This window comes from Streptomyces sp. TLI_146 (genome assembly GCF_002846415.1).
Classification (GTDB): Bacteria; Actinomycetota; Actinomycetes; order Streptomycetales; family Streptomycetaceae; genus Streptomyces.
The window spans coordinates 1,132,728-1,158,626 of sequence record NZ_PJMX01000001.1; the positions used below are offsets into that span (position 1 = coordinate 1,132,728).

The window sequence follows — 25,899 nt, forward strand, 5'->3', positions numbered from 1 at the left end:
CACCCCGCCGCGGCGAGGTGGCCGCGCACATCGTCAGTGGCCGGTGACCACCTTCACCATCACCACGCCCAGGCCGATGGCCGCTTCCGCCACTCCCGCGATCGCGCGGCAGGGGCCACGACACCCCGCACCGCTCAGGCCGTCCGCACCTCCAGGACCGTGACCGAGTACGGCGCGAAGGTCGCCGTGAAGGCGGGTGCGATGCCGCTGACGGACCCGCTGCGCGGAACCACCGCCTCAGGGTTCGCGAGCGTGTTGGTGGCCTTCCGGTCCGCTGCCGCCAGGACCGTGACGGTGCCGGTCGAGGCCGTGCGGGCCACCCCCTGGAGGGAGACGGCCGTCTTGCGGGCCGTGCCGGTCGTGTTGACCACCGCGAGGTAGATGCGGTGGCCGGCCGGGTCGTGGGTGGTGACGACGTTGAGGCCGGGCAGCGCCCGCACCCCGGTGGGCAGCACCACCGTGCCCCGGCGGGTGCGCAGCATCTGCTGTGCGTAGTAGCTGGGCGAGTTGTAGCTGGTCAGCCCAGAGTACGCGATGAGGTTGGTGGCCCAGGTGTTGTCGTTGACATGGCTGAACAGCGGGGCGTACGACTCCATGAGGACCTGGTCGGAGTTGCGGATGAGCCCGGTCACCCAGGAGGCGTCGCCGAGCGCCGCGTCCAGGTTGGGCGTGGGGCGGCCCTCCTGCGCGGCCCACTCCCCGACGAACACCTTGGGGCTGCGCCGGTCCCGGCCGTCGTATTTGTGCGAGCCCGCCTGGAAGGCGGACGGCGACTGGTAGTAGTGCTCGTCGATCAGGTCGTACGGGCGGGACGCGACCGGCGTCGTGGCGATCAGCTTCAGGGCCGGATAGCGGGCCTTGATGGCGTCGTGGAAGGCGGCATAACGCTCCTCGTACGAGCCGGACTTGTCGAACCAGTCCTCGTTGCCGATCTCCACGTAGGTGAGGGGGTAGGGCGCCGGGTGCCCGTCGGCCGCGCGGCGGGCGCCCCAGGTGGAGGTGGTGGGCCCGGTGATGTACTCGATCTGGTCGAGGGCGTCCCGCACGAAGGGTGTGAGGGCGTCGCCGGTGACGTGGGCGCCCTGCAGGGAGTATCCGGCGTACACGCACAGCAGCGGGGCGCACCCCAGGTCCTCGGTCATCTGGAGGTATTCGGGCAGTCCCAGGCCGTCGGTGGACCAGTATCCCCAGGCGGAGTTGCGGTGTCCGGGCCGCTGTTCGACCGGGCCGATGGTCTTCTTCCAGTCGAAGCGGTCGGCGATGACGTTGCCTTCGAGGTAGTTGCCGCCGGGGAAGCGCAGGAACGCGGGCCGCAGGGCGGCGAGCTTCTCCATCAGGTCCACGCGCAGACCGTTGCGCCGGCCCTTGTACGTCGGTGGGAAGAGCGAGACCTGGCTCAGCCAGAGGGTGCCGGGAGCCGGGGCGGTGACGACCAGGCGGGCGTTGAGGGTGGTGGGGGCGCCGGGGCCGGTGCGCAGGGTCAGCTCGTGCTTGCGCCACGAGCCGGTGAGCGCCTCCGTGGTCGCGGTGGCGTGGACCGTGCCGTCCGTACCGACGATCGAGACCGTCAACTTGCCGGTGATGGAGGGTGACTTGACGTGGAGGGACGCGCGGTAGGTGGTGGAGGGGCGGACCGGGATGCCCCAGAAACCCTCGTTCGCGACGCCGTCTCCGGCGGCGGTGACCGTGACGCGCAGCGACTGGGTCAGGGCCTGGTTGAGCGGTTGGCCGGTGTCCACGGCGAAGGCGGCGCGGCCCACGGTGGACCAGTGCAGCGGTGTGGCCGCGGCCATGAAGCTGCGGTTGTTGACGAGTTCGGCGTACAGGCCGCCCTCGCCGCTGTGGTTGATGTCCTCGAAGAAGATACCGCCGAGTTCCGGGCTGACCACCGGGCCCGGCCGGGTGGCGTCGACGGTCAGCAGCGGCCTGGTGGAGTCCACCGGCACGCCCGCGAGGGCGGCGGCCTGCTCGGCGGTGAGGGCGGCGTCGAAGACCTGGACGTCGTCGATGAGGCCGTGCGCCTGGTCGACCTCGCCGCCCCCGAAGAGGCCGCGCCCGACGGCGGTGGCGCCGGTGGCGCGCCACCCGGCGGTGTAAGGTACCTCGCCCTCCAGGACGCCGTTGACGTAGAGCCGGACGACTCCGGCCGCCGTGTCGTCGACCCCGAGGAGGTGGTACCAGACGCCGGTCACGGGGGCGAAGGAGGCACCGGCGAGGGCCGCGGAGGCGTTCGCCGAGGTGGCGTCGGACGGCAGCCGGGTGAACGCGAACGCGCCGGTGTCGTCGCGCAGTTGCAGGAAGAAGCCGCTGACCTGGGCGCCGTCCACGGAGACGAAGGTCTGGTAGCCGGTGGTGGCCGAGAGTCGCACCCAGGCGGAGACGCTGAAGCTCTTCGTGGTGTCCACGACGGGCCCGCGGGCGGTGGCGTTGCCGCCCGCCGAGACATCGAGACTGGAGGCCCCGGACTTCGCCGCGCCCCAGCGCGCACCCGCGTTGAGGGTGAGGGTGCGGCCGCCCGCGCTGTCGGCGGCGGCGGTTCCGGCCGCCTCGTCGAAGGCCCAGTGCGCCACGGGCGCGGGGAGCGCGTCGGCCGCCCGCGCCGGGGCGGCCGCCAACGCCGGGCCGATCGCTCCGGCCAGCGGCAAGGCGCCGAGCGCCGTGACGATCGCCCTGCGACTGGGCCCGGAGTCGGGTTGCTCGGTCGGTCCGGTGGGGGTGCGTGAGGTCATGCTGAACTCCTCAGCTCTCGGTGCGGGTTCGAGATTTCGGACGACGTTCTGCATTTCGTCGCTACTGCGCCGCCGGGAGCATTCCGCTTCTCCCGCCACCACGTCAACACCCGAGGCGGTGCCGGGACGTTGCGGACGGCGGTGGCCGCCGCCGGATCCGGAACGGTTCCCGCGCGACCCATTGACACCCGCGACCGCACGTCATTACCGTCACGCCAGCATTTCGAACGTGTGACGAAATATCGAACGGCATGGGCCGCAGCCTCGGGGAGCAACTGCCTTGCGAATCACGGGAATCAGCACACACGTCGTCGGGACCCCCTGGCGCAACCTCACCTACGTCCAGGTCCACACCGACGAGGGCCTCACCGGAGTTGGCGAGACCCGGATGCTCGGCCACACCGACGCGCTCCTCGGCTATCTGCGCGAGGCCGAGGCCAACCACATCGCCGGTTCCGACCCGTTCGCGATCGAGGACCTGGTGCGCCGGATGAAGTACGGCGACTACGGGCGGGCCGGTGAGATCGTGATGTCCGGCATCGCGGTCGTCGAGATGGCGTGCTGGGACATCAAGGGCAAGGCGCTCGGCGTCCCGGTCTGGCAGCTGCTCGGCGGGAAGGTGACCGACCGGGTCAAGGCATACGCCAACGGCTGGTACACCACCGAGCGCACCCCGGAGGCGTATCACAAGGCGGCCCGGGCGGTCGTCGAACGCGGCTACCGGGCACTGAAGATCGACCCGTTCGGCACCGGCCACTTCGAGCTCGACCACCAGCAGACCCGGTACGCGGTGTCGCTGATCGAGGCGGTGCGGGACGCGATCGGCCCCGAAGCGGAGCTGATGCTGGAGATGCACGGGCGGTTCTCGCCGTCCACGGCCGTGCGCCTGGCCCGCGATCTCGCACCGTTCGCCCCCGCCTGGCTGGAGGAGCCGGTGCCGCCGGAGAACCTCAAGGCCCTGGAGAAGGTCGCCGCCAAGGTGGACATCCCGGTCGCGACCGGCGAACGCATCCACGACCGCATCGAGTTCAGGGAGCTCTTCGAGTCGCAGGCCGCCGACATCATCCAGCCCGACGTGGGCCACATCGGCGGCATCCTGGAGACCCGCAAGCTCGCCGCGACCGCCGAAGCGCACTACGTGCTGGTCGCGCCGCACAACGTGGGCGGCCCGGTGCTCACCGCGGCCAGCCTCCAAGTGGCGGGCTGCACCCCGAACTTCAAGATCCTTGAGCACTTCAACGACTTCGCGGACGCGGAGATCAAGAAGGTCGTCAAGGGCGCCCCCCAGGTGGTCGACGGCTACTTCGAACTGCCGCAGGCCCCGGGCCTCGGCGTCGAGCTCGACGTGGACGCGGCGGCCGAGTTCCCCCAGCAGCAGGCCCGGTTCGACCTGTGGGCGGAGGGCTGGGAGAAGCGCGCCCCGAAGGCCTCGGGGGCGGCGGGATGAGCGGGGGCGCGAGCGAGGACCCCGGGGGCGGGACGGCGACCGGCCGCGTACGTGAGGCCTCCGGGGGCGGGATGGCGATCGCCCGCGAGAGTGAGGACTTCGAGGTCGGACCCATGGGCGGCGACACGGCCGACCGCCCCGGCGACGCCCCGGCGACCAGCCGCGCGATCGTCGTCGACGCGCCCGGCACCCACCGCCTGGTCACCCGGCCGCGCCCGAAGCCCGGCCCCGGCGAGGTGCTCGTCGAGGTCGCCGCCGCGGGGATCTGTCTGAGCGACCGGGAGGTGTACGACGGCAACCGCGCCCCCGGCTATGTGCGCTACCCCATCACCCCCGGCCACGAGTGGTCGGGAACCGTCGTGGCGGCCGGGCCCGGTGTCGATCCCGCGCTGGTGGGGCGCAAGACGGTCGCCGAGGGGTTCCGCTCCTGCGGGACCTGCGAGCGGTGCCGGGCCGGGGACACCTCCCTGTGCTCCGCCGCGTACGCGGAGACCGGCTTCACCCATCCCGGCGCCTTCGCCGACCACCTGGTGGTGCCCGCCCGGCTGCTGCACCCGCTGCCGGACGACGCGGACCTGCGCGGCGCGGCTCTGCTGGAGCCCGCCGCCGTGGTGGCCGCCGCCGTACGGGCCGCCGCGCCGGAGCCGGGCGAACGGGTCGCGGTGGTGGGCGCGGGAACGCTCGGGCTGCTCGCGGTCCAGTTCCTGGCCGCCGTCTCCCCCGGCGAGCTGGCCGTCGTCGACCCCCGGCACGAACGGGCCGAACTGGCCTGCCGCATGGGCGCGACGCATGCCCGCGCCCCCGCCCAGTCCCCCGAGGTGCACGGCCGCTACGACCTCGTCGTGGAGACGGCCGGCGCCCGTACCACCGCCGCGGCCGCCTGCCTGCTCGCCCGGCGCGGCGGCCGGGTCGTCCTCACCGGGATGTTCGCCGAAGGCGCGGTGGGCATCGACCCGGTGCACCTCTCGGTGAGCCAGCTCACCGTGCGGAGCGTGTTCGGCGCCCCGTCCGCCGCCTGGTCGTACGCCGTACGGGCCTACAGCTCGGGCCTCATCGACCCGGCGTCACTGATCACCGACGAGTTCCCCCTGGAGCGGTACGCCGACGCCCTCGCGCTGGTCGGAGGCGGTGACCCGAAGACCGGAAAGGTGCTGCTGCGCCCCTGACGTCCCGTCTCCCGCCCCCAGCCGTACATCCGCACACCCAACGATCCGAACCTCGTTCGACATATCGAACGTCCTGGTATCCGGACTCTCTCGCACAAGGAATCCGCCTGTGACCGACGCACCAGCCACACCTCCCGTCCCGGGCCCCGACAGCCCCCGCCGCCCCGGGGAACCGGCCCTGGAGACACTGGGTCTGGCCGCCCCGAGCGACAACCCCGCCGACTCCTCCCCGCACGCGTTCCCCGACGGAGGCGCCTGGCGCACCGAGATTCCCTCCGTCGAGGGTCCGGAGGCACTCTCGGTCGTACTGAAGGAGGCGTCCCGCCTCGACGTGCCCGTCCACCGCGTCAGCCAGGGCAGCGGCGTCTGGATGCTCTCCGACGCCGAGATCACCGAGATGGTGGAGGGGTGCGCCGAGCGCGACATCGAGCTGTGCCTGTTCACCGGGCCGCGCGGCACCTGGGACACCGGGGCCTCCGCGCGCAGCGACTCGGGCGGCGCGGGACTGCGCGCCCGTGGCCATGACGCGCTCGCCGGATGCGTCGAAGACGCCCTGCGGGCGGCCGAGTTGGGGGTGCGCTGTCTGCTCGTCGCGGACGAGGGCGTGCTGTGGAGCCTGCACCGGATGCGCGAGCGGGGCCTGCTGCCCGCCGACACCACCCTCAAGGTCTCCGCGCTGATCGGCCCGGTCAACCCGGCTTCGGTGGCCGTGTACGAGCAGCTGGGGGCCGACTCCGTCAACGTGCCCTCCGATCTGACGCCCGCCCACTTCACCGAGATCCGGCGGGTGTCGGGGGTCCCGCTCGACCTCTACATCGAGGCGCCCGACGACCTCGGCGGCTATGTACGCATGTACGAGGCGCCCGACCTGATCCGCCGCGCCGCCCCGCTCTACCTCAAGTTCGGCCTCTCCCGGGCGCCCGGCATCTACCCCTACGGCGCCCATCTGCGCGACACCGCCCTGGACACCGCCCGCGAGCGGGTGCGCCGGGGCCGGCTCGTCCTCGATCTGCTCGCCCGCCTCGGCGCCGACGGCGGCATGTCCCCGCTCGGCTCCCGCCTCCCCGGCCCCCTGCACCGCTTCCCCGCGAACCCCAAGGACTGATGACCATGCGCCGCATCCGACCAGCCGCACTCGTGCTCACCCTCGCCACCGCCCTCGCCCTGACCGCCTGCGGGCAGGACAGTGAGGGAGGCGGCAAGGCGACGCCCAAGGGCGGCAAGGGATCCACGATCGGCATAGCGATGCCGACCAAGTCGTCCGAGCGCTGGATCGCCGACGGGAACAACATGGCCCAGCAGTTCCGGGCGCTCGGCTACAAGACCGACCTCCAGTACGGCGAGGACAGCGTCGACCAGCAGGTCGCCCAGATCGAGAACATGATCACTAAAGGCGTGGACGCCCTGGTGATCGCGGCGATCGACGGACGGGCGCTCGGCGACGTCCTCAAGCAGGCCGCCGACCAGCACATCAAGGTGATCTCCTACGACCGTCTGATCCTCGGCTCCCCGAACGTCGACTACTACGCGTCGTTCGACAACGAGAAGGTCGGCGTGCTCCAGGCCACCTACCTCGTCGACAAGCTCGGCCTCAAGAACGGCGGCAAGCAGGGCCCCTTCAACATCGAGCTGTTCGCCGGATCGCCCGACGACAACAACACCCGGTACTTCTTCCAGGGCGCACTCAAGACGCTCCAGCCCTACATCGACAAGAAGCAGCTGGTGGTGCGCAGCGGCCAGACCCGCCTCAACCAGGTGACCACGCTGCGCTGGGACGGCGCCACCGCGCAGAAGCGCATGGACGACCTGCTGACGAAGGCGTACTCCACCGACCGCGTCGACGCCGTCCTCTCCCCGTACGACGGGATCTCGATCGGCATCCTGTCCGCCCTGCGCTCCGGCGGCTATGGAACGGCCGCCAAGCCGTATCCGCTCGTCACCGGGCAGGACGCCGAGGTGGCGTCCGTGAAGTCGATCATCGCGGGCGTCCAGGCCCAGACCGTCTACAAGGACACCCGCGCCCTGGCCAAGCAGGCCGTGCAGATGGCCGACGCGGTGCTCACCGGGAAGACGCCCCAGGTCAACGACACCAAGACGTACGACAACGAGAAGAAGGTGGTGCCCGCCTTCCTGCTCAACCCGGTCAGCGTCGACAAGTCCAACTACCGGGCGACGCTGGTCGATTCGGGCTACATCAAGGCGAGTGACCTGAAGTGAGCACCCCGGACATGGGGGCGCCCCTTCTTGAGATGCGCTCCATCGTCAAGACGTTCCCCGGCGTCCGGGCGCTCTCCGACGTGTCCCTCTCCGTCGCCCCCGGCGAGGTGCACGCGGTATGCGGCGAGAACGGTGCGGGCAAGTCCACCCTGATGAAGGTCCTCAGCGGCGTCCACCCGCACGGGAGCTACGAGGGCGACATCCTCTTCCAGGGCGAGCCCTGCGCGTTCAAGGACATGCGGGCCAGCGAGGCGCGCGGCATCGTCATCATCCACCAGGAGCTGGCGCTCGTCCCCTACCTCTCCATCGCCGAGAACATCTTCCTCGGCAACGAGCACGCCAGGCGCGGGATCGTGAGCTGGGGCGAGACGCTCAAGCACGCGGCGCGGCTGATGAAGAGGGTGGGCCTGCGCGAGCATCCGCAGACCAGGGTCGCGGACATCGGGGTCGGCAAACAGCAGCTCGTGGAGATCGCCAAGGCCCTCTCCAAGGAGGTGCGGCTGCTCATCCTGGACGAGCCGACCGCGGCGCTCAACGACGAGGACAGCGCCCACCTCCTCGGCCTCATCCTGGAGCTGAAGGCCCAGGGCATCGCCTCGATCATCATCTCGCACAAGCTCAACGAGATCGCGGCGGTCGCCGACTCGGTCACCGTCCTGAGGGACGGCAGGACCATCGAGACCCTGGACGTGAAGTCCCCGGACACCTCCGAGGAGCGCATCATCCGGGCCATGGTCGGCCGCGACCTCGACCACCGCTTTCCCGAACGCACCCCCTACGCGGGCGATCCGGGTGCCCACCCCGCTCTGGAGGTGCGGGACTGGACCGTGCACCACCCCATCGACCAGCAGCGCAAGGTCGTCGACGACGTCAGCCTGCACGTCCGGCGCGGCGAGATCGTGGGCGTCGCCGGGCTGATGGGGGCGGGCCGCACCGAGCTGGCCATGAGCGTCTTCGGCCGCTCCTACGGCCGGGGCATCAGCGGCACGGTGTGGAAGGACGGCCAGCGCATCCGTACAAGGACCGTCCCCGAGGCGGTGGGCCACGGCATCGCCTACGTCACCGAGGACCGCAAGCACTACGGCCTCAACCTCATCGACACCATCAGCCGCAACATCACCCTGGGCGCCCTGGACAAGGTGTCCCGGCGCGGAATCGTCGACGAGCACGAGGAGCGGCGCGTCGCCGAGTCGTACCGCACCTCCATGGGCATCAAGGCGCCGACCGTCTTCGAGCCGGTCGGACGGCTGTCCGGCGGCAACCAGCAGAAGGTCGTCCTCAGCAAGTGGATCTTCGCGGGTCCCGATGTGCTGATCCTCGACGAGCCCACGCGCGGTATCGACGTGGGCGCCAAGTACGAGATCTACACCGTGATCGACCGGCTCGCGGCCCAGGGCAAGGCCGTCGTCTTCATCTCCTCCGAACTGCCCGAACTCCTCGGCATGTGCGACCGCATCTACACCATGGCGGCCGGCCGCCTCACCGGCGAGACCGCCCGGGCGGACGCCACCCAGGAAGTGCTGATGCGCCTCATGACCACGCACGACATGACCACGAACAAGAGGTAGCCGCTATGGGTCCGGTCACCACCGACGCCGCACCGAGCACCCCGAGGACGCCCGAGCCCCCGCGCTCCCCGGCCGGGGCGCTGCTCCTGGACGCGGCTCGCCGCAACATGCGCCAGTACGGGATGCTGGTCGCGCTCGGACTGATCGTCGTGCTGTTCCAGATATGGACCGACGGCGTCCTGCTCAAACCGAACAACGTCACCAACCTGGTCCTCCAGAACAGCTACATCCTGGTCCTCGCCATCGGCATGGTGATCGTCATCATCGCCGGTCACATCGACCTGTCCGTGGGCTCGCTGGCGGCCTTCGTCTCGGCCGCGTGCGCCGTGATGATGGTGGAGCACCATGTGCCCTGGGTGCTCGCACTGGTCGTGGCGCTCGCCATCGGCGCGGTCGCGGGCGCCTGGCAGGGCTTCTGGATCGCCTACGTCGGCATCCCGTCCTTCATCGTCACACTAGCCGGGATGCTGCTCTTCCGGGGCGGCACCCAGATCCTGCTCGGCTCCCGCTCACTCGGCCCGTTCCCCGAGGGCTTCCAGAAGATCTCCACCGGATACCTCCCCGAGTTCGGCCCCGACACCAACTACCACAACCTCACCCTCCTGTTGGGGCTGGCCCTGATCGCCGTCGTCCTGATCCAGGAGGTGCGCTCCCGGCGGCGCGAGCAGGCGTACGAACTCGATGTACTCCCCCGCGGCCTGTTCCTCACCAAGTGCGCGGCGATGGCCGCCGCCGTCCTCGCCTTCACCCTCACCCTGGCCAGCTACCGGGGCGTGCCGGTGGTGCTGCTCCTGCTCGCCGCCCTGCTCATCGGGCTCGGCTTCGTGATGCGCAACGCGGTGGTGGGACGGCATGTGTACGCGCTCGGCGGCAACCAGGCGGCGGCGAAGCTCTCCGGCGTCAAGGACAAGCGGGTCACCTTCCTGGTCTTCGTGAACATGGGGGTGCTCGCCGCCCTCGCCGGTGTCGTCTTCGCGGCCCGCCTCAACGCGGGCACGCCCAACGCGGGCGTCAACTTCGAGCTGGAGGCCATCGCGGCCGCCTTCATCGGCGGCGCCTCGATGAGCGGCGGCGTGGGAACGGTCCTCGGCGCGATCATCGGCGGCCTGGTGCTCGGCGTACTCAACAACGGTATGTCGCTGGTCGGCGTCGGCACCGACTACCAGCAGGTCATCAAGGGGCTCGTCCTGCTGGCCGCGGTGGGCTTCGACGTCTGGAACAAACGCAAGGTCGGCTCATGACACACCATCACCTACCCATAGGAGCAGTGGACATGAACACCAGCAGACGTACGGTGATGGCGGCGGGCCTCGCCACCGGCCTGACCACCGGTCTGGCCGCGGCGGGCCCGGGCACAGCGCATGCCACGCCGGGCCGTACCCCCACCAGAACCCTGTTCGGCACCCTGGACGACGGCACCCCCGTACACCTGTGGACCGTCGCCAACGGCGGCATCCGGCTGGGGGTCCTCTCGTACGGCGGGATCGTGCACCGCCTCGACGTGCCCGACCGGCACGGCCGTCGGGCGAACATCGCGCTCGGCTTCGACAACCTCGCCGACTACGTCGCCAAGTCCCCGTACTTCGGCGGTCTGATCGGCCGCTTCGGCAACCGCATCGCGGCGGGCAGGTTCACCCTCGACGGCCACACCTACCAACTGCCGCTCAACGACAGCGCGAACAGCCTGCACGGCGGCACCAAGGGCTTCGACAAGCAGATGTGGCACGTGGAGCCCTTCACCCGCCGCTCCGGCACCGGTCTCGTGCTCTCCCGGGTCTCACCGGACGGCGAGATGGGCTACCCCGGCACGTTGAAGGTCCAGGTCACCTACACCCTCACGGCACGCGGGGAATGGCGCATCGACTACTCGGCGACCACCGACCGGGCGACCGTCGTCAACCTCACCAGCCACACCTACTTCAACCTCGCGGGAGAGGGCAGCGGCCCGGTCCACGACCACACCCTCGAACTGGCCGCCGCCCGTTACACCCCGGTCGACGCGGGCCTCATCCCGACCGGCGAACTGGCCCGGGTGTCCGGCACCCCCTTCGACTTCCGGCGTACTAAGCGGATCGGCCAGGACCTCCGCCAGGGCCACCAGCAGCTCCTGTACGGCAAGGGGTTCGACCACAACTGGGTCCTGGACAAGGGGAGCACACCGGACCCCGCGTACGCGCTCACGCTCGCCGAGCCGCACTCCGGGCGGGTGATGAGGATGTACACCACCGAGCCGGGCATGCAGTTCTACAGCGGCAACTTCCTGGACGGCACCCTGGTCGGCACCTCGGGCCGCACCTACCGCCAGGGCGACGCCCTCTGCCTGGAGTCCCAGCACTTCCCGGACTCCCCCAACCATCCCGCCTTCCCGTCCACGGTGCTGCGCCCGGGCGAGACGTACCGGACGTCGACCGTGCACGCCTTCTCGACGCGCTGAGGGGTGCGGATCCGGGTACCGCCTTCCGCTCACCCGGCGAAGGCGGTGCCCGGCATTCCGCGGCCCATACCCGGCAGCACCAGGAGTGACCCGGAGAGCGGATGCGGCTGCCGCAGACCCGTCCGGGCGGTGGTGATGTACAGGTCGGTGAGGTCCGGGCCGCCGAAGGCGCAGGCGGTGGGGCGGCGCACGGGCAGCTCGACGACCAGGCCCAGCGTGCCGTCCGGGTCGTAACGGCGCACCGCGGCCCCGTCCCAGAGCGCCACCCAGATGCCGCCGTCGGCGTCGACGGTGAGCCCGTCGGGGAAGCCGGAGCCGCTCTCGATGACGGCGAACGGCCGCCGCTCGTGGGCGAGTTGGCCGTCGTAGTCGAAGACATCGATGCGCCGGGTCGGGCTGTCGACGTAGTACATGAGCCTGCCGTCCGGGCTCCAGGCCGTTCCGTTGCTCACCGACACCGGGCCGGGCAGCGCGGTGGTCGCGCCGTCGCCCGCGATCCGGGTGAGGGAGCCGCCGCCCGGCGTCTCGTCGTAGCGCATGGTGCCCGCCCAGAGGGCGCCGTCCGGTGCGACCGCCGCGTCGTTGCCGCGCCGCCCGGGCACGGGATCCCGCAGCAGCCACGAGAAGGCGCCGTCCGGGCCGTACAGCCCGACGCCGTCACGGAGGTTGACGACGAGGCCGCCGCCCGCGCGCGGCTTGGCGGCGCCGACGTGCTGCTCGGTCGCCATGACCGTACGGCGTCCGCTGCCCGGCTCGTACGTGTGGATCCGCGACGCCAGGATGTCGACCCAGATCAGCCGTCCGGTCGCCGGGTCCCAGGTGGGCCCTTCGCCGAGCTCGGCCGAGGCCCGCACGGCCACGTCCGGGTTCATCGCGCGGCCCGGTGGCCGAGCCGCAGGGACAGGTCGCCCGCGCCCTTCAGCGCCAGCTCGGCGAGCTCTGTCTCGCGCGCCTCGGTCCACCGGATCATCGGTACGGAGATGGACAGCGCGGCGACGACCCGGCCCGCGCTGTCGCGCACCGGGGCGGCCACGCAGCTGACGTCCGGATTGGATTCGCGGTGCTCGAACGCGGTGCCCCGGGCCCGTATCTCGCTGAGCGCGGTGCGCAGCACATCGGGGTCGGTGATGCTGTCGGGGGTCATGGCGACGAGCTCGGCGCCGCCGATCCTGGCGTCGAGCTCGGCTTCCGGGAGCGAGGCGAGCAGCATCTTGCCGACGGAGGTGCAGTGGGCGGGGAGGCGGCGGCCGGCGGCCGAGACCATGCGGACGGCGTGGGTGGAGTCCACTTTGGCGATGTAGATGACGTCGGTGTCCTCCAGGATCGCCACATGGACGGTCTCGTCACAGGTCTCGGCGACCTCGCGGGCCACCTGCTGCCCCTCGGCGGCCAGGTCCAGCTGCTCGGCGTACCGGCTGCCGAGTTGATACGTGCGCACGCCGAGCCGGTAGCGCCCCGGCTGCTCGGGCACCGCGACCAGGTAGGAGCGGGCGGCCAGTGTGGTGACCAGCTCGTGGACCGTCGTACGCGGAAGCCCGAGCCTGCGCATGACGTCCGGCGCGGAGAGCGGCGCCTCGCTCTCCAGGAAGAGCTCCAGCACGTCCAGCGCTCTGGCCACCGCCGGCACGAGTCGCCCCATGGCCCGCCACCCACTCTCCGTGTTCGAAACTCCGGTCAACGGCCGGAATGACGAACACAGGCTAGCGACAGGGTGGTTCGGGGGGCAATGGGCGGGTGCTCAGCGCCTGCGTCGGGCGGCCGTCGACGCGGTGAGGATCCCATGGGCGGTGACGAGGCGGGCGCTGCCTTCGGCGAGTTGGTAGGCCAGCCCGACGACTCCGGTGTGGCCGGCGGCGACCTGGTCGGCGAGAACGCGGGAGCGGTCCAGGAGGAGGTCCACGGTGTGCAGTATGTGCGTGTCGATGAGGTCGCTGTCCGAGGTGAGACCGGCGGCGCGGGCGGCCAGCACACTGGGGGTGACGCGCTCGACGACGTCCCGGACGTACCCGGCGGCGGGCAGCCCGTCCTCGACCGCGGCGCGGGCGGCCGCCACGGCGCCGCAGGAGTCGTGCCCGAGGACCACGACGAGGCGGCAGTCCAGCACGCTCGTGCCGTACTCGATGCTGCCCAGGACCTCCGGCCCCAGGACGTGCCCGGCGGTGCGCACCACGAACAGGTCGCCGAGACCCTGGTCGAAGATGATCTCGGCGGCCAGCCTGGAGTCGGAGCACCCCAGCAGCACCGCGAAGGGCTTGTGCGCCGGAGCGAGCTCGGCGCGCCGTGCGGCGTCCTGGTTCGGATGCCGCGGCGCCCCGGCCACGAAGCGCCGGTTCCCGGCGAGCAGGGCGTCGAGGGCGTCGGCGGGAGAGACGGGAGTGGATGCCATGCCGGCAGACTCTACGAGGCGGGCGGGGGCGCGCGCACGGGCCGGAAGCCGCACTTGCGCGCCCAGGTTGACGCCTCTCAGCGGCTCCCAGGCTCAAGCGGGCCGGTTGGCGTTCGGCTCCCTCCGTACGGTCGAAGGTGACCGGCGCATCAGGGCAGTACGACCTCGCAGGCGTTCAGCGCACCGCTGCCGTCCGTGCCGGTCCAGAACACGGCCAGGCGGTGGTTGCCGTGATCCCAGTCCATCTGGGGGACGAGGGCGGGGGCGGCGATACTGGTCTCCGGCAGGGTGTACACCGCGCCGATGGGGTCGGTCCCGGCCTTGACCGCCGCGAGGTCGACCGGCGCCACATTGAGGTGGCCGGCGCCGTCGGTGCCGGTCCAGGCGATATAGACGGAGTCGCGGAACGGTGTGAAGGCCGCCGGCTCGCAGATGGCCCACTGCGCCGATCTCACCACCACCGGGGTGTCCGTCGCCGGTACGGCCGAGTCGGTGAACGCGAAGGACAGGGCCCCGTCGGAGGCCGTCCACATCCACACGGTGCCTTCCCAGCCCAGGCCGATGTTACGGACCGGGCCGCGCGGGGTGCCGAAGAAGGGCAGAGGGATCGTCTCACCGAAGCTGATCCCGTTGGCCTGGGCGAGGACGACCCGGCCGTACTGGTCGACCACGTTGACCCGGTACCGCTGGAGCACCGACATGTCGGGGCCGCTCGTCCCGCCGATCTGCCCGTAGCCCACCAGGCCGTGCTGGGTCATACCGCCGGTCAGCTTCCAGTCCCCCGACGTCAGGGCGAAGTCGGCGACCTTGACCGCGCGTCCGTAGTCGATGCCCGTCCAGGCGAGCCGGGCGTCGTACGCACTCGTCACCCCCGGCAGGAACGACGGCGCGTAGTCGGAGGCGTCGGCCAGGATCGTCTTCTCCAGGGTCGAACCGGCGAACTGGCGCGGCGGGCCGATGACATTGGCGAGGGTGATGTTCCGGCTGTTGCGGTTGCCGCGCCACGCGAGGAGCGGGGTGTTGCCCGGCTGGGTCGCGGCGGGCGCGGCCGTGGTCGTCGCCTCCCACCAGGTCATCTTGTCCCGTACGCCCGCCGCGGCCGACCGCACGTGGCCCCGGCGCGACGGAGACGGCGAGGACCCTGAGGGCGAAGGGGCCGGAGAGGGGGCCGCGGCGGCGGGAGCGGCCGCGGCCAGTGGGCCTGCGACCAGTGCGGCCGCCCCGGCACCCTTCAGCAGGGATCGGCGGGAGGGTAAGTGGTGCGTCACGAGAATCACCCCTGGTTTCGGCAAACGTCGGGTGCAGCATCGCCACCGGCGGAACGGCCGCACAAGCACACGGTCCGCTCAGCGGACCGCGTACGTGTGCGGCACCCCGCACTCATCCCCGCAACGGCACCGTGCCTTTTCGGTCTCAGACCGGGCGCGGGATGTACGCCAGGCCGTGGGCGCCGGGCTCGCCCGCCTTGGCGATGTCCAGCCGGTTCAGCTCGCGCAGCGTCTCCAGGTCGACGATGTGCACCGTGGACGAGACGACGCAGGACACGTACGCGATCCGGCCGTCCGGCGACGAGGTGATGGTCAGCGGGAAGAGCCCCACCTCGAGCTCGCCCAGCCGCTTGCGGGAGTCTGCGGAGAACACCGTGAGGCGGCCCGGCGCCTGGCGGCCGAGCTGGGACGCCGGGTCGGGTTCCATGCGCAGTTCGCCGACGAGCAGCTTGCCCGTCGAGGTGAGGTGGACCGGCAGGACGACGCCGTCGGTGGGCAGTGTGTCGACCACGGACGCCGTCCGGGCGTCGATGACCTTGATGCCCGTCTCCGGCCGGTTCTCGGCGGCGGAGAGGAAGGAACCGGCGTACGGCGAGGCGACGTAGGCGTGGGCGCCGTCGGCCGAGACGGCCAGGCCCTCGCTGCCCGGCACCTCGACCTTCGCGGTGAGGACGCCCCGTTCGAGGTCGACTACCGACACGAACGGCGCTTCCTTGTTGGTGGCGTAGCCCGTCCTCCCCGCGGGGTCGATGGCGAACCAGTGCGGGCCGGGCGCGTCCGTGTCGATCCTGCCCAGCGGCCGACGGGTCTCCGTGTCGATCACCACGACACCGCCGGGCCGGTCCGCCGAGCCCTCGACGCTGACGTAGAGGCGACGGCGTTCCGTGTCCAACGCCAGCCCGTGCGGGCCGTGTTCGGGGGCAAGGTCGATGACCTCGACGATGCGGCGCGTATCGGGATCGATGACGGTCAGCTCGGTGCGTCGGCCGCTGTTCGCGTGGTAATAGCCCGAGTGGTACGAGGTGGTGCACCACAGCAGGCGCTGCGTCGGGTCGAAGCACACCTCGTGGGGCTCGGCGATGATGTCGATCGTGTCGATGTGCCGGTCGGAGACGGTGTCGAAGAACGAGATGGCCGGCCCGCTCTGACTGACCACGGCCAGAACGTCGCCGTCCCGACCGGCGCGGGGGGACTGGTGCTCGGAGGCCATAGAAGGCGCAGAGGACACGGAGGGCTCCTTGAGAGGGGCGAAAGGGAGGTCGGTCGTCACGCGGTGCGTTTCGCGGACGTCTCCACTCTCGCCACGGCTGGGGCCGCCGACAATGCAAGAATGAGCACCTAATCCTTGCCCCAAGCGTAAACATGCAGCTCAGGAGCATCATTGGATCTCAATCTGCTGCGCGTCCTGGACGCCCTGCTCCAGGAGAACAGCGTGACGCGCGCCGCCGAGCGGCTCGGCACGTCACCGGCGGCCGTCAGCCGTACGCTGGCCCGGCTGCGGCGTGCCGTCGGCGACCCGCTCCTGGTCCGCGCGGGGCAGAGGATGGTCCCGACCCCGCGCGCCCTGGAACTCCGGGACGAGGTGGGCGCGTTGCTGCGCGGCTGCGACAACGTCCTGCGGCCCGGGGCCGGTTTCGACGCCGTGCACCTCCAGCGGACGTTCACCGTGCAGGCCACCGACCTGCTCCTGACAGGGCTGGCCGGGGCCTTGACCGAACGGATCCACGCGGAGGCGCCGCACGTGGACGTGGTGTTCCTGCCTGAGGCGATCGAGGGCGGCCCCGCCCTGCGGCAGGGGCTGGTGGACGTGGAACTGGGAGTCCTCGGACACCTGGATCCGGAGATCCGCACCCGACAGCTCACGGAGCTGCCCCTGGTGGGCATCGCCCGCGGCGGGCACTCCCTGTTCGACGGGCGCATCACCGCCCGCCGTTTCGCCGCTGCCGACCACATCGGCATCTCCCGGCTCGGCAAACGCCTGGGCCCCATCGACAGCGCACTGGCGGAACGCGGGTTGCGGCGCCGTATCTCGGTCGTCGTCCCCAGCCATACGAGCGCGATGATGCTCGCCCGCACCACCGACCTCGTCGCGCTCACCCTGGACGGCTGGCTCACGGACACCATCTCCGCGCTGGGGCTGCGCACGTTCCCCGTCCCCCTGGACCTGGCACCCCTCGAACTGGGGATGGCCTGGCACCCCCGGAACTCGACCGACCCGGGGCACCGGTGGTTCCGCGACCACCTGGCGGCCGCGGTGCTGGCCCCGTTCGGGACGGAGTCCGACGGGTCCTAGCACCACACCCCCAGGCGGTGACGGTCAATCAGCCAATGACCAGGCAGAACGGATGCCCGGCCGGATCGGTGAAGACCCGCCACCTCTCCCCGCCCGGCTGCTGATCCGGCTTGCCCGCACCCAGCTCAAGGAGCCGGGCCTCGGCCTCGTCGAGATCGTCGACCTCGAAGTCGAGGTGGCTCTGCTGGGGAACGGTCTGGTCGGGCCAGTTGGGGGCTCGGTAGTCGTCGACCCGCTGAAAGCCGATGAAGAGCCCGTCCGGGCTGTTGAGTCCGGCGAACTCGGCGTCCGACTTCGGGTGGGGTTCGAGGCCGGTGGCCTGCTGGTAGAACGCCGCCAGGGCCAGCGGATCCGGGCAGTCCAGTGTGATGGCGGTCAACTTCATCTTCAGCGGCATGGCAACTCCGGGCCGATCGGCGGACTCTCGCATGCCCCACCTTAGAAGGGCGCCCGGGGACCGGGTCTGCCGGTGCGCTTGATGCGCTGCCCCCTCTCTTGAGCTGTTCACCTATACGGATCGAGTGCGTGAACCATTGACGGGAACTTGGCGCCGGGGCTACTTTGCCTCAGCCCAGCAGTCCCCATATCTGGTTCATGTTCATATACATAACCCGTGGGGTGCATACGATGCCGACTCCGACGTGAGGACACGCGATGTCGCTTGATCGCCGAGATGTCTTGCGATGCGGGGCAACCGCCGCCGTGGCGGCCGCTGTTCCGCTCCAGTCGGCCGTGCCCGCGGCGGCGGCGCCCGGGGATGGGGCAGGCGCAACGGACCACGCCAAGATCGTGGCTGCCTATCGGGAGCTCCAGATCGGCAACAACCTCAGCTCCCCCAGGAGAAACCGGGCAGTGGCGGCCCTGGACCAGGTCGCGGTCGGCTACGACGCGGCCATGAACGTCGCCGCCGACCAGCTCTGGCCGGACCTGCCGGTGGGCCCCGGCAGCACCTACTTCCCCTCCATGTACTACCGGCTGCGGACCATCGCCGTGGACTGGGCCACCCCCGGATCCGCCCTCTCGGCCCGGCCGGAGATGCCCGAGCGCATCACCACCGCGCTCGACACCCTCTACCGCACCCAGTACAACGAGAACACCACCGAGCTCGGCAACTGGTACTCGTACGAGATAGGTGTGCCCTACTGGCTGCTCCAGACCGTCGTCGCGCTCGGCGACCGGCTGCCCGCCCCCGACCGCGAACGCGTCCTGCGCCCCGTCCTGCGCTTCGTCGCCGACCCCAACCGCCGCACCAGCAATCCCGCCACGGTGGAGACGGGCGCCAACCGCGCGGACAAGGCGCTCATCACCGTGGTGTCCGGCGCGCTCGCCGGCGACTCCGCCCGGGTCGCCACCGGGATCGCGGCGGTCACCGACACCGCCGGCGGTGGCGCGGCGGACCTGACCAGGCGCACCACCCGGGGCGACGGCTACCACCCCGACGGCTCGTTCATCCAGCACGACGTGGTGCCCTACCCCGGCCACTACGGCCTGGTCCTGCTCAGTGCGATCGCCGCCCTGACGTATGTCACCCAGGACACCGCGACCCGGCTCGCGCCCGCCGTGCGGGAGAAGTTCGAGCAGGTCGTCACGGATGTGCACGCGCCGTTCCTGTTCGCCGGGTCGATGATGGAGCCGGTGCGCGGCCGGATGCTGTCCCGCCAGGGCGAGACCGGGCACGACGCGGGCCACCAGTTCATCGCCTCGGTGGTGCTGCTGGCGAGGACCGCGACGGGCACGGCACGGACCCGGCTGTCCCGGCTTGCGGCGCGCTGGATCGCCGAGGGCACCTGGGCGCCGTACCTCGACGTGTCGAACGTGGGCCGGTTCGCGGGCGGTCTCCAGCCCGTCGGGGTGCCCGAGGTCGAATTCGCCGAGCAACTGCCGCGCGTACCCACCGACTTCGACGACACGCCTCTGCACCGGACGTTTCCGCAGATGGACCGGATGGTGCACGTCACCCGCCGGTGGTCGGCCTCGCTCGGCACGGGATCGACGCGCGTCTGCCGCTACGAGTCCATCAACGGCATGAACCTGCACGGCTGGTACACCGGCGACGGCGTGCTCTACACCTTCCTTCCCGAGCAGCAGGGCCACTACAGCGACGCCTACTGGCCAACGGTCGACGCCACGCTCCTGCCCGGCACCACCGTGAAGGACGCGGCCCCGCCGCCGCTGCCGGCCGACCCGCCGCGCACCACCCGCTCGTTCGCGGGCGGCGCGCGCTTCGACGGCCAACACGGCGTCCAGGCACTCGACTTCGTGTCGCAGGACGGCACCCTGTCCGCCAAGAAGGCGTGGTTCTTCACCCCCGACGCGGTCATCTGCCTGGGCGCGGCCATCACCGACTCCTCCGGCGCCCCCGTACGTACGGCGATCGAGAACCGCGGCCTGGGCGAGGAGGGCACCGCCGACCTGCTCGTCGACGGCGTCCGTGACACCTCACCGCTCGGCCGCACCACCGTCGTGGCCAGCGCGCGCTGGCTGCACCTTGAGGGGACGGGCGGCTATGTACTCCTCGACGGTTACGACCAGAAGCCGCTCACGCTGCTGCGCGAGGACCGCACCGGCACCTGGCTGGGCATCGACACCGGCGCCAACACCCACGGCACCGCCGACCCGTACACCCGCCGCTACCAGAAGATCGTGCTCGACCACGGGGTCCGGCCCACCGGGGCGAGCTACGCCTACGCCGTACTGCCGGGCGCCTCGGCCGCCCAGACCCGCCGCGCCACCGGACGCTGGAAGGTGCTGGCCAACTCGGGCCAGGTGCAGGCGGTCCGCCTCGACGGACAGCTCACCGGCGCGTCGTTCTTCACCGCGGGCGCCGTCGACCGGGTGCAGGTGTCCGGCCCCGCCACCGCGATGTGGGGCCGCACCCGCGAGGGCTGGACCTGCTCCCTGGCGGACCCGACCCAGACGGGCGACACCGTACGCGTCACGGTCGATTCCGCCGGTCACCGTGTCGTACGCGCGGATCCCACCGTCACCGTGGTGGCCAGCCGCCCGAAGCTGGTGGTGGACATCAAGGTCGCCGGGTCGTTCGGCGCGACCCACTCCTTCACCGTCCGCTGACACCCCATTCGTCACAGCGGTTCAGCGATTCAGGTGATCTTCCGGCTCGGGCAGTGCGTCACGGGTGCGTGGGGCGTTCACCACTACGTCCGTCATCTGTCCATGGAGGTAACCGTGAAAGCCGTGAAGTACGCGACCGGGCTGGCGCTGGGGCTGGCCGTGACCGCGACGATGGTCACCGGCACCGTTTCCGCCGCGCCGCACACCGCGTCCGCCCGTGCGACGATCCCGCTCACGAATGCCGACGACGGCCGTACCGTGACCGTGCACGCCGGGGACGAGATCAGGGTCCGGCTGACCGCCTACCGCGAGCAGGGCGTCATGTGGGTGTGGAGCGAGCCGCAGGCCAGTGTGCCCGCCACCTTGCGGCGGACCGGCGGCAACACGTCACCCGGCGGGGACGCGACCGCGGTCTTCGAAGTCACGGGGAGCGGCACCAGCGAGATCACCTCCCTGCGCAGGTGTGTCGCCCCGCAGGGACAGGTGTGCTCGCACGCCGTTCCGCAGTGGAAGGCCACCATCAACGTCCAGTGACGAAGGGGGCCCAGCCGTGAGGCCACGGACCCTCCTACTTGTCCGCGGCCCCCGGCGCGGGTATGGCACGTTCGGCGGCCCGGCTGACATCCTCCCAAGCGGCCCAGGTGTCCATCCGCTTGCGGGAGACGTCGAAGGCCAGGTCGTAGACCATGCTCCCCAGCAGCAGGCGCAGCGGCGGCTCGTCGCTGTCGACGAGCTTGAGCAGTGCCTCGGCGGCGAGTTCCGGGGCACTGTCGATCGACCCCTCGGCGAACTGCTTCTCCAGCTCCGCCCGCAGCGGGGCGTACTCCTCGCGGGCGTTGGTGGTGTGCATCGCGCTGTAGAGGTCGGTCCAGTAGCCACCGGGCTGGACGATGCTCACCTTCACCCCGAAACCGGCCGCCTCCATGGCCAGCGCCTCGCTCATGCCTTCAAGCGCGAACTTGCTGGCACCGTAGAGGCCGCTGCTGGGGAAACCGGCCAGCGCGCCGATGCTGGAGATCTGGACGAGGTGTCCGGAACCCTGCTCGCGCAGCGTGGGCATCACCGCCTGGCTCACCCACAGCGCACCGAAGAAGTTGACGTCCAGCTGGGCCCGGGCCTCGGCTTCGGTGAACTCCTCGACCATGCCCATCGACAGCATCCCCGCGTTGTTGACGACGATGTCGAGCCGCCCGAAGTGCGCGACCGCCTCGGCGACGGCGGTGAACGCCGCCTCCCGGTCGGTCACGTCCACCGTGAGCGGCAGGACCCGGCCGGGGTGGGCAGCCGCCAGCTCCTCCAGCGGACCGGCACTGCGCGCGGCCGCCGCGACGCGGTCGCCCGCCGCCAGCGCCGCCTCGGCGAAGGCGCGACCGAGGCCGCGGCTGGCGCCCGTGATGAACCAGACGCGGTCGGTCTTACCGGCTGACGTGCGCATATCCGTTGCTCCTCACAAGAGACGAGACGGTACGTCTCGTTTGATGCGGCAACTATGCCTCCACCCGGCGCCCCCGTCAAGACGGATCGTCTCGTCTAGTTCGCGTGCCTCACACCGTCCTGATGCCGCCGCCCTCGACGACGTGGTCCGCGCCCGTGATACCGGCCGCGCGGTCCGAGGCGAGGAAGGCGACGACGGCCGCGACCTCGTCGGGTTCGACCCTGCGGCCGTTGGTCATGCCCATCGCCGCGGACACCGCGGACACGAACTCCTGGTGCCCGACGCCGTTCGCCTCGGCGAGGAGGGCGCCGAAGCTGTCGTCGGCCTCCCATATGGCGGTACGCGTCGGGCCGGGCGAGACCGTGTTCACGCGCACGGCCCGCGGCCCGAACTCCTCGGACAGCGCCTTGCCGAACGCCCGGTCCACGTCGAGGACCTGACCGCCGCCACGCTCCCGTACTGGTACTGGCGCCTGCGCAAGCAGGCCGAGCACCTGGCCACCGGCATCGAGGACGCGTTCCTGACCGCGTACGAGAACGGCAGCTTCCAGTACCTGCTCATCGCGGCGGACCGCGTCTGAACCGGCCGGGCGCCAGATCCCACGGTGTCAGCCCGCGAGCTCGCGCAGGTCGCACCAGGCCACGGCCTCCTCCCGCAGACTGCCCAGGGCCAGCCGGCCCCCGTACTGGGCCACGCCCGTCACCATCCGGTACCCGCGCCCCCGCAGCTCGCGCACCACCCGGCCGTACGCGTCCACCTCGACCACGCGGGCGCCGCCCAGGGCAGGCGGGGGCGGCAGCCGCCGGGTCGTGGCCGCCACCGCCCGGCGCACCCGGGGCGCGGCCCGGTGCAGCCACTCCAGCGGGGGCATGCGCGGCCCGGCGAGCGCGACCCGGAATCCACCGCCGGGGCCGCGGGACATGTTGTCGGGGAAGCCCGGCAGGTCGTCGGCCAGGGTGTCGTGGCGGCCCGCGGCGGGGCCGGTCAGCCACAGCCGGGTCAGCCGTCGGGCACCGGTCTCGGCCACCGCGAGGAACGACTCGTCGGCGGCCAGCGCCACGCCGTTGGCGAACTGGAGCCCGTCGAGGACCACTTCGGGCTCGCCTCCGGGTGCCAGCCGCGCCAGCAGGCCCGTGGGCCGGTGCTCGACGATGTCGGACAGCCAGTCGTCGAGGCCGTGACGGCGGCTGGACACCGTGAAGTACACCGTGCCGTCCGACGCGGCCACGGCGTTGCTGCAGAACCGCAGGGGCGCCCCCGCCACCGAGTCGGCCAGCACCTCGACGTCCGCCGTGCCGTCCGGATCGAGCCGCAGCAGGCCGCGCCGCGCGTCGCACACCAACAGCCGCCCGTCGGGCAGGACTTCGAGGCCGAGGGGCCGCCCGCCCGTGCGCCCGACCTCCCTGACCTCGGCGGGGCGGTCGGGCCCGCCCGGCTCGGGGAGGCCGATCCGCAGGACGCGGCCGTCCGCGACACCGGTCAGCAGGCGCCCGGCCCCGTCGAAGACGACATCCTCGGGGCCCACGCCGCCCAGCTCGACGAGGCGGAGCGGCGGTAACGCGGTGGGTGCGGGGGCAGTGGGCATGGGATCCCTTCTCGGCGTGACACCCCGTCGCGATCTTCCTCGTACGGGATCGGCCTCCTCCCAGGTGCCCGGCCGCGACGCCCGAAAAACACGCGGGCGCCGATCGCGCCCGCGCCCGGGGTGGCGGGCCGCGAGCGTGGCGCCGGTTCACCCGGTCCGCACGGGGTACTCGCAAGCCATGATCACGTTTGGGGTCGAAGAAGAGTATTTGCTGCTGGACCCCGCGACCGGGCACCCGGTCCCCCGCGCGGAAGAGGTGCGCGCCGCCGCCGGGCTCGGGCCCACCGTCGAGGCGCGGGAGGTGCAGTCCGAGCTGCTCCAGGCGCAGGTGGAGGTGGCGACACCGGTCTGTGTGGCGCTGGAGGAGGCGGGCGGCCATCTGCTGCGGCTGCGGCACGCCGTCGGGGCCGCCGCCGAGGAGCTGGGCTGTCGGCTGGCGGCCGTCGCGGCCGCTCCCGTGACGGGCGCGGCCCCCATGCCCGTCACCGACCGCCCGCGCTATCTGGCGATGCAGACGAGCGCGGGGCAACTGGTCGACGAACAGCTGATCAACGGTATGCACGTCCACGTCGGGGTGCCCGACCGCGAGGTGGGCGTCGCCGTGCTCAACCGCATCCGGGTGTGGCTGCCCACCCTGCTCGCGCTCTCGGTCAACTCGCCGCTGTGGGACGGCCGCGAAACGGGCTTCGCCAGCTGGCGCACGCTGGTCTTCAGCCGCTGGCCGGTCAGCGGGCCCCCGCCGCGCTTCGCCGACCTCGACGACTACGAGAGCCGCGCGAAGGCGCTGATGGCCGCCGGGGCGGTGCTCGACAGCGGCCAGCTGTACTGGCACGCGCGCCTGTCCGAGCGCTACCCGACCGTCGAAGTGCGCTGCCCGGATGTGCAGTTGCGGGCGGATGACGCGGTGATGCTCGCCGGGATCGTCCGCGCGCTCGTCGCCACGGCGATCCGCGAGCAGAAGGACGGCAAGCCCGCACCCGAGTGCCCGGACGAACTGCTCCACGCCGCGACCTGGCGCGCCGCCCGCGACGGGCTGACCGGCATGCTGGTCGACCCCGCCGGGCAACTGCGCGCCTGCGGCGACATCCTGTCCGACCTGACCCTGCACATCGGCCCCGCCTTGGAGGCGAACGGCGACACCCGTGAGGTGAACTCCCTCCTCCACCGGCTTCTGCGCCAGGGAACCGGAGCGGACCGGCAGCTCCAGGCATTCGCGGAGGGCGGCATTCCCGCGGCGCTCGACCTGATCACGAGCCAGAGCCTGCTGGCCTGACGCGCGGAGCCGAACGGCGGGACGGTGGAGCCCCGTGGTCAGGCCGAACGGTCCGCCGTGACGAGCCATGACGTGCTGAGCAGCCGGACCGTGCCGTCGGGCGTCTCGTGGGCGCGCAGCCGGTCCTCCAGCGTCCGGCGGGCGCGGGCCCGCGTCGCCTCGTCCACCTGCCGCATCAAGTGGCTGCCGGGACCCGTGCCCAGCAGGAAGTCCGCCGCGTCCGCCGCCCCGCTCCCCCAGGTCCCGTACGCCTGCGACTCAGTGACGGTGACGGCGGTGAACCCGGCCCCGGTGAGGACTTCGCGGATGCGGGCCGGGTCGGCCAGCGAGAACATGCCCGGCAGACCCGGCCGTGCCAGATCGCCCAGGGGCAGCAGACCGCTCAGCGACGAGAGCGCCTCCACCCAGCCGTTGCGTCCGGCGGCCGCCGGGCACACGAACGCCAGCCGCCCGCCCGGTCGCAGCGCCCGCCCGATGTTGCCGAAGGCGGCGACGGGGTCGGCGAAGAACATCACCCCGTAGCGGCTCAGCGCCGAGTCGTGGGCGCCCGGCTCGAAGGGGTGGACCTGGGCGTCGCCCTGCTCGAAAGCGATGGTGGACAACCCGTCGCGCGCCGCCCGGGCGCGGGCCTCGGCCAGCATCGGGCCGGACAGGTCGAGGCCGAGCACGTGCCCACGGGGCGCCCTGAGCGCGGCGAGCCGGGTGGTCTGGCCGGATCCGCAGCCGATGTCGAGGACCCGGCTTTCCTCGGTGAGGGCGGCGGCGTCGAGCAGCGGCTCGTTGAAGCCTTCGTTCACGGCGTTCCAGCGGTCCTGGTTGCGGGCCCAGTGGGCGCCTTCGGCCCCGTTCCAGGCCTGCGCCTGCTCGGTGTTGACGATGTCGGGCACGAGAGCCTCCTGCAGAGCGACGGAGAATGGGCGAACGCCCAAACAGTATGGGCGCGTGCCCATACTGGCAACCCCGGCTAGGATCCGGCGTACGGGGAACGCGCTCGCCGACCCGCCTCAGCGATACGGGAGAAGGTCC

22 protein-coding genes and 1 pseudogene are annotated in these 25,899 nt (G+C 71.6%); 12 read left to right on the forward strand and 11 right to left on the reverse strand.

The window, feature by feature from the left end; translation table 11 throughout:
• Positions 1-134: 134 nt before the first annotated feature.
• Positions 135-2,729 (reverse strand): alpha-L-arabinofuranosidase C-terminal domain-containing protein, encoded by a 2,595-nt coding sequence (locus BX283_RS05180; protein ID WP_101386472.1) that lies wholly within the window; start codon positions 2,727-2,729, stop codon positions 135-137.
• Positions 2,730-3,009: 280 nt separating this feature from the next.
• On the opposite strand from BX283_RS05180, the gene BX283_RS05185 reads away from it, so the two are divergent.
• The 7 genes from BX283_RS05185 (at position 3,010) to BX283_RS05215 (ending at position 11,561) form a co-directional block, all read left to right on the forward strand.
• On the forward strand, positions 3,010-4,176 hold the full coding sequence (locus BX283_RS05185) for a mandelate racemase/muconate lactonizing enzyme family protein (protein WP_101386473.1): 1,167 nt from the start codon (positions 3,010-3,012) through the stop codon (positions 4,174-4,176).
• 113 nt (positions 4,177-4,289) lie between these two features.
• Complete coding sequence (locus BX283_RS05190) at positions 4,290-5,342, forward strand: zinc-binding dehydrogenase (RefSeq protein ID WP_101392145.1); 1,053 nt, start codon at positions 4,290-4,292, stop codon at positions 5,340-5,342.
• Between the two features lie 109 nt (positions 5,343-5,451).
• Positions 5,452-6,447 (forward strand): hypothetical protein, encoded by a 996-nt coding sequence (locus tag BX283_RS05195; RefSeq protein ID WP_101386474.1) that lies wholly within the window; start codon positions 5,452-5,454, stop codon positions 6,445-6,447.
• On the forward strand, positions 6,447-7,559 hold the full coding sequence (gene chvE, locus BX283_RS05200; RefSeq protein ID WP_101386475.1) for a multiple monosaccharide ABC transporter substrate-binding protein: 1,113 nt from the start codon (positions 6,447-6,449) through the stop codon (positions 7,557-7,559). The genes BX283_RS05195 and chvE overlap by 1 nt, the downstream gene beginning before the upstream one ends.
• An 11-nt stretch (positions 7,560-7,570) precedes the next feature.
• Positions 7,571-9,127, forward strand: a complete 1,557-nt coding sequence (gene mmsA, locus BX283_RS05205) for a multiple monosaccharide ABC transporter ATP-binding protein (protein WP_101386476.1) — start codon at positions 7,571-7,573, stop codon at positions 9,125-9,127.
• 5 nt (positions 9,128-9,132) lie between these two features.
• The gene (gene mmsB / locus BX283_RS05210) at positions 9,133-10,368 is read left to right on the forward strand and encodes a multiple monosaccharide ABC transporter permease (protein ID WP_180357057.1); all 1,236 of its coding nucleotides are present in this window, start codon (positions 9,133-9,135) and stop codon (positions 10,366-10,368) included.
• A gap of 32 nt (positions 10,369-10,400) precedes the next feature.
• Positions 10,401-11,561 carry an aldose epimerase family protein gene (locus tag BX283_RS05215; protein ID WP_101386477.1) on the forward strand — a complete coding sequence of 387 codons (1,161 nt, stop codon included), beginning with the start codon at positions 10,401-10,403 and terminating at the stop codon, positions 11,559-11,561.
• A 29-nt stretch (positions 11,562-11,590) separates the two neighbouring features.
• Here BX283_RS05215 and BX283_RS05220 read toward each other — a convergent pair whose 3' ends face one another.
• The 5 genes from BX283_RS05220 to BX283_RS05240 form a co-directional block, all read right to left on the reverse strand.
• The gene (locus BX283_RS05220; RefSeq protein WP_101386478.1) at positions 11,591-12,433 is read right to left on the reverse strand and encodes an SMP-30/gluconolactonase/LRE family protein; all 843 of its coding nucleotides are present in this window, start codon (positions 12,431-12,433) and stop codon (positions 11,591-11,593) included.
• Complete coding sequence (locus BX283_RS05225) at positions 12,430-13,200, reverse strand: IclR family transcriptional regulator (RefSeq protein WP_101386479.1); 771 nt, start codon at positions 13,198-13,200, stop codon at positions 12,430-12,432. Before BX283_RS05225 ends, BX283_RS05220 begins: the two co-directional genes overlap by 4 nt.
• Positions 13,201-13,299: 99 nt before the next feature.
• Positions 13,300-13,947 carry a carbonic anhydrase gene (locus tag BX283_RS05230; RefSeq protein WP_101386480.1) on the reverse strand — a complete coding sequence of 216 codons (648 nt, stop codon included), beginning with the start codon at positions 13,945-13,947 and terminating at the stop codon, positions 13,300-13,302.
• Positions 13,948-14,096: 149 nt separating this feature from the next.
• On the reverse strand, positions 14,097-15,056 hold the full coding sequence (locus BX283_RS05235) for a hypothetical protein (RefSeq protein ID WP_101386481.1): 960 nt from the start codon (positions 15,054-15,056) through the stop codon (positions 14,097-14,099).
• Between the two features lie 304 nt (positions 15,057-15,360).
• Positions 15,361-16,443, reverse strand: coding sequence for a YncE family protein (locus BX283_RS05240; protein ID WP_143676385.1), 1,083 nt, complete (start codon positions 16,441-16,443; stop codon positions 15,361-15,363).
• A gap of 153 nt (positions 16,444-16,596) precedes the next feature.
• Between BX283_RS05240 and BX283_RS05245 the strand changes: the two genes are divergently transcribed.
• Positions 16,597-17,508, forward strand: a complete 912-nt coding sequence (locus BX283_RS05245) for a LysR family transcriptional regulator (protein WP_101386483.1) — start codon at positions 16,597-16,599, stop codon at positions 17,506-17,508.
• A gap of 28 nt (positions 17,509-17,536) precedes the next feature.
• On the opposite strand, the gene BX283_RS05250 is transcribed toward BX283_RS05245, so the two are convergent.
• Complete coding sequence (locus BX283_RS05250) at positions 17,537-17,905, reverse strand: VOC family protein (protein ID WP_101386484.1); 369 nt, start codon at positions 17,903-17,905, stop codon at positions 17,537-17,539.
• Between the two features lie 392 nt (positions 17,906-18,297).
• Here BX283_RS05250 and BX283_RS05255 point away from each other — a divergent pair, with 392 nt between their 5' ends.
• Positions 18,298-20,580 (forward strand): polysaccharide lyase 8 family protein, encoded by a 2,283-nt coding sequence (locus BX283_RS05255; RefSeq protein ID WP_218976512.1) that lies wholly within the window; start codon positions 18,298-18,300, stop codon positions 20,578-20,580.
• A 114-nt stretch (positions 20,581-20,694) separates the two neighbouring features.
• The gene (locus BX283_RS05260) at positions 20,695-21,114 is read left to right on the forward strand and encodes a hypothetical protein (RefSeq protein ID WP_143676386.1); all 420 of its coding nucleotides are present in this window, start codon (positions 20,695-20,697) and stop codon (positions 21,112-21,114) included.
• A gap of 34 nt (positions 21,115-21,148) precedes the next feature.
• On the opposite strand, the gene BX283_RS05265 is transcribed toward BX283_RS05260, so the two are convergent.
• Together BX283_RS05265 and BX283_RS05270 are read right to left on the reverse strand one after the other, a co-directional pair.
• Entirely contained in the window at positions 21,149-22,015 is an 867-nt protein-coding gene (locus tag BX283_RS05265; protein WP_101386487.1) for an SDR family NAD(P)-dependent oxidoreductase, read from the reverse strand.
• Positions 22,016-22,124: 109 nt separating this feature from the next.
• Positions 22,125-22,508: an SDR family oxidoreductase gene (locus tag BX283_RS05270; RefSeq protein ID WP_101386488.1), complete on the reverse strand. Its 384-nt coding sequence runs from the start codon at positions 22,506-22,508 to the stop codon at positions 22,125-22,127.
• Between BX283_RS05270 and BX283_RS05275 the strand changes: the two are divergent.
• A pseudogene (locus BX283_RS05275) lies at positions 22,434-22,595 on the forward strand (SAM-dependent methyltransferase); the annotation flags it as partial. The gene BX283_RS05270 and the pseudogene BX283_RS05275 sit on opposite strands and share 75 nt — an antisense overlap.
• 27 nt (positions 22,596-22,622) lie before the next feature.
• Here the strand turns inward: BX283_RS05275 and BX283_RS05280 are convergent.
• Positions 22,623-23,600: an SMP-30/gluconolactonase/LRE family protein gene (locus tag BX283_RS05280; RefSeq protein WP_101386489.1), complete on the reverse strand. Its 978-nt coding sequence runs from the start codon at positions 23,598-23,600 to the stop codon at positions 22,623-22,625.
• A 178-nt stretch (positions 23,601-23,778) separates the two neighbouring features.
• Between BX283_RS05280 and BX283_RS05285 the strand changes: the two genes are divergently transcribed.
• On the forward strand, positions 23,779-24,873 hold the full coding sequence (locus BX283_RS05285) for a glutamate--cysteine ligase (RefSeq protein WP_101386490.1): 1,095 nt from the start codon (positions 23,779-23,781) through the stop codon (positions 24,871-24,873).
• A 38-nt stretch (positions 24,874-24,911) separates the two neighbouring features.
• Here BX283_RS05285 and BX283_RS05290 read toward each other — a convergent pair whose 3' ends face one another.
• Positions 24,912-25,760, reverse strand: coding sequence for a class I SAM-dependent methyltransferase (locus BX283_RS05290; protein WP_101386491.1), 849 nt, complete (start codon positions 25,758-25,760; stop codon positions 24,912-24,914).
• Between the last annotated feature and the right edge of the window lie 139 nt (positions 25,761-25,899).

Bases quoted from the DNA above. Each gene is read 5' to 3' on its own strand.
- BX283_RS05280 (WP_101386489.1), bottom strand. From the start codon at position 23,600: ATGCCCACTGCCCCCGCACCCACCGCGTTACCGCCGCTCCGCCTCGTC.
- mmsB (WP_180357057.1), top strand. From the start codon at position 9,133: ATGGGTCCGGTCACCACCGACGCCGCACCGAGCACCCCGAGGACGCCC.
- BX283_RS05180 (WP_101386472.1), bottom strand. From the start codon at position 2,729: ATGACCTCACGCACCCCCACCGGACCGACCGAGCAACCCGACTCCGGG.
- mmsA (WP_101386476.1), top strand. From the start codon at position 7,571: ATGGGGGCGCCCCTTCTTGAGATGCGCTCCATCGTCAAGACGTTCCCC.
- BX283_RS05215 (WP_101386477.1), top strand. From the start codon at position 10,401: ATGAACACCAGCAGACGTACGGTGATGGCGGCGGGCCTCGCCACCGGC.
- BX283_RS05225 (WP_101386479.1), bottom strand. From the start codon at position 13,200: ATGGGGCGACTCGTGCCGGCGGTGGCCAGAGCGCTGGACGTGCTGGAG.
- BX283_RS05285 (WP_101386490.1), top strand. From the start codon at position 23,779: ATGATCACGTTTGGGGTCGAAGAAGAGTATTTGCTGCTGGACCCCGCG.
- BX283_RS05265 (WP_101386487.1), bottom strand. From the start codon at position 22,015: ATGCGCACGTCAGCCGGTAAGACCGACCGCGTCTGGTTCATCACGGGC.
- BX283_RS05220 (WP_101386478.1), bottom strand. From the start codon at position 12,433: ATGAACCCGGACGTGGCCGTGCGGGCCTCGGCCGAGCTCGGCGAAGGG.
- BX283_RS05230 (WP_101386480.1), bottom strand. From the start codon at position 13,947: ATGGCATCCACTCCCGTCTCTCCCGCCGACGCCCTCGACGCCCTGCTC.
- chvE (WP_101386475.1), top strand. From the start codon at position 6,447: ATGACCATGCGCCGCATCCGACCAGCCGCACTCGTGCTCACCCTCGCC.
- BX283_RS05190 (WP_101392145.1), top strand. From the start codon at position 4,290: ATGGGCGGCGACACGGCCGACCGCCCCGGCGACGCCCCGGCGACCAGC.
- BX283_RS05250 (WP_101386484.1), bottom strand. From the start codon at position 17,905: ATGCCGCTGAAGATGAAGTTGACCGCCATCACACTGGACTGCCCGGAT.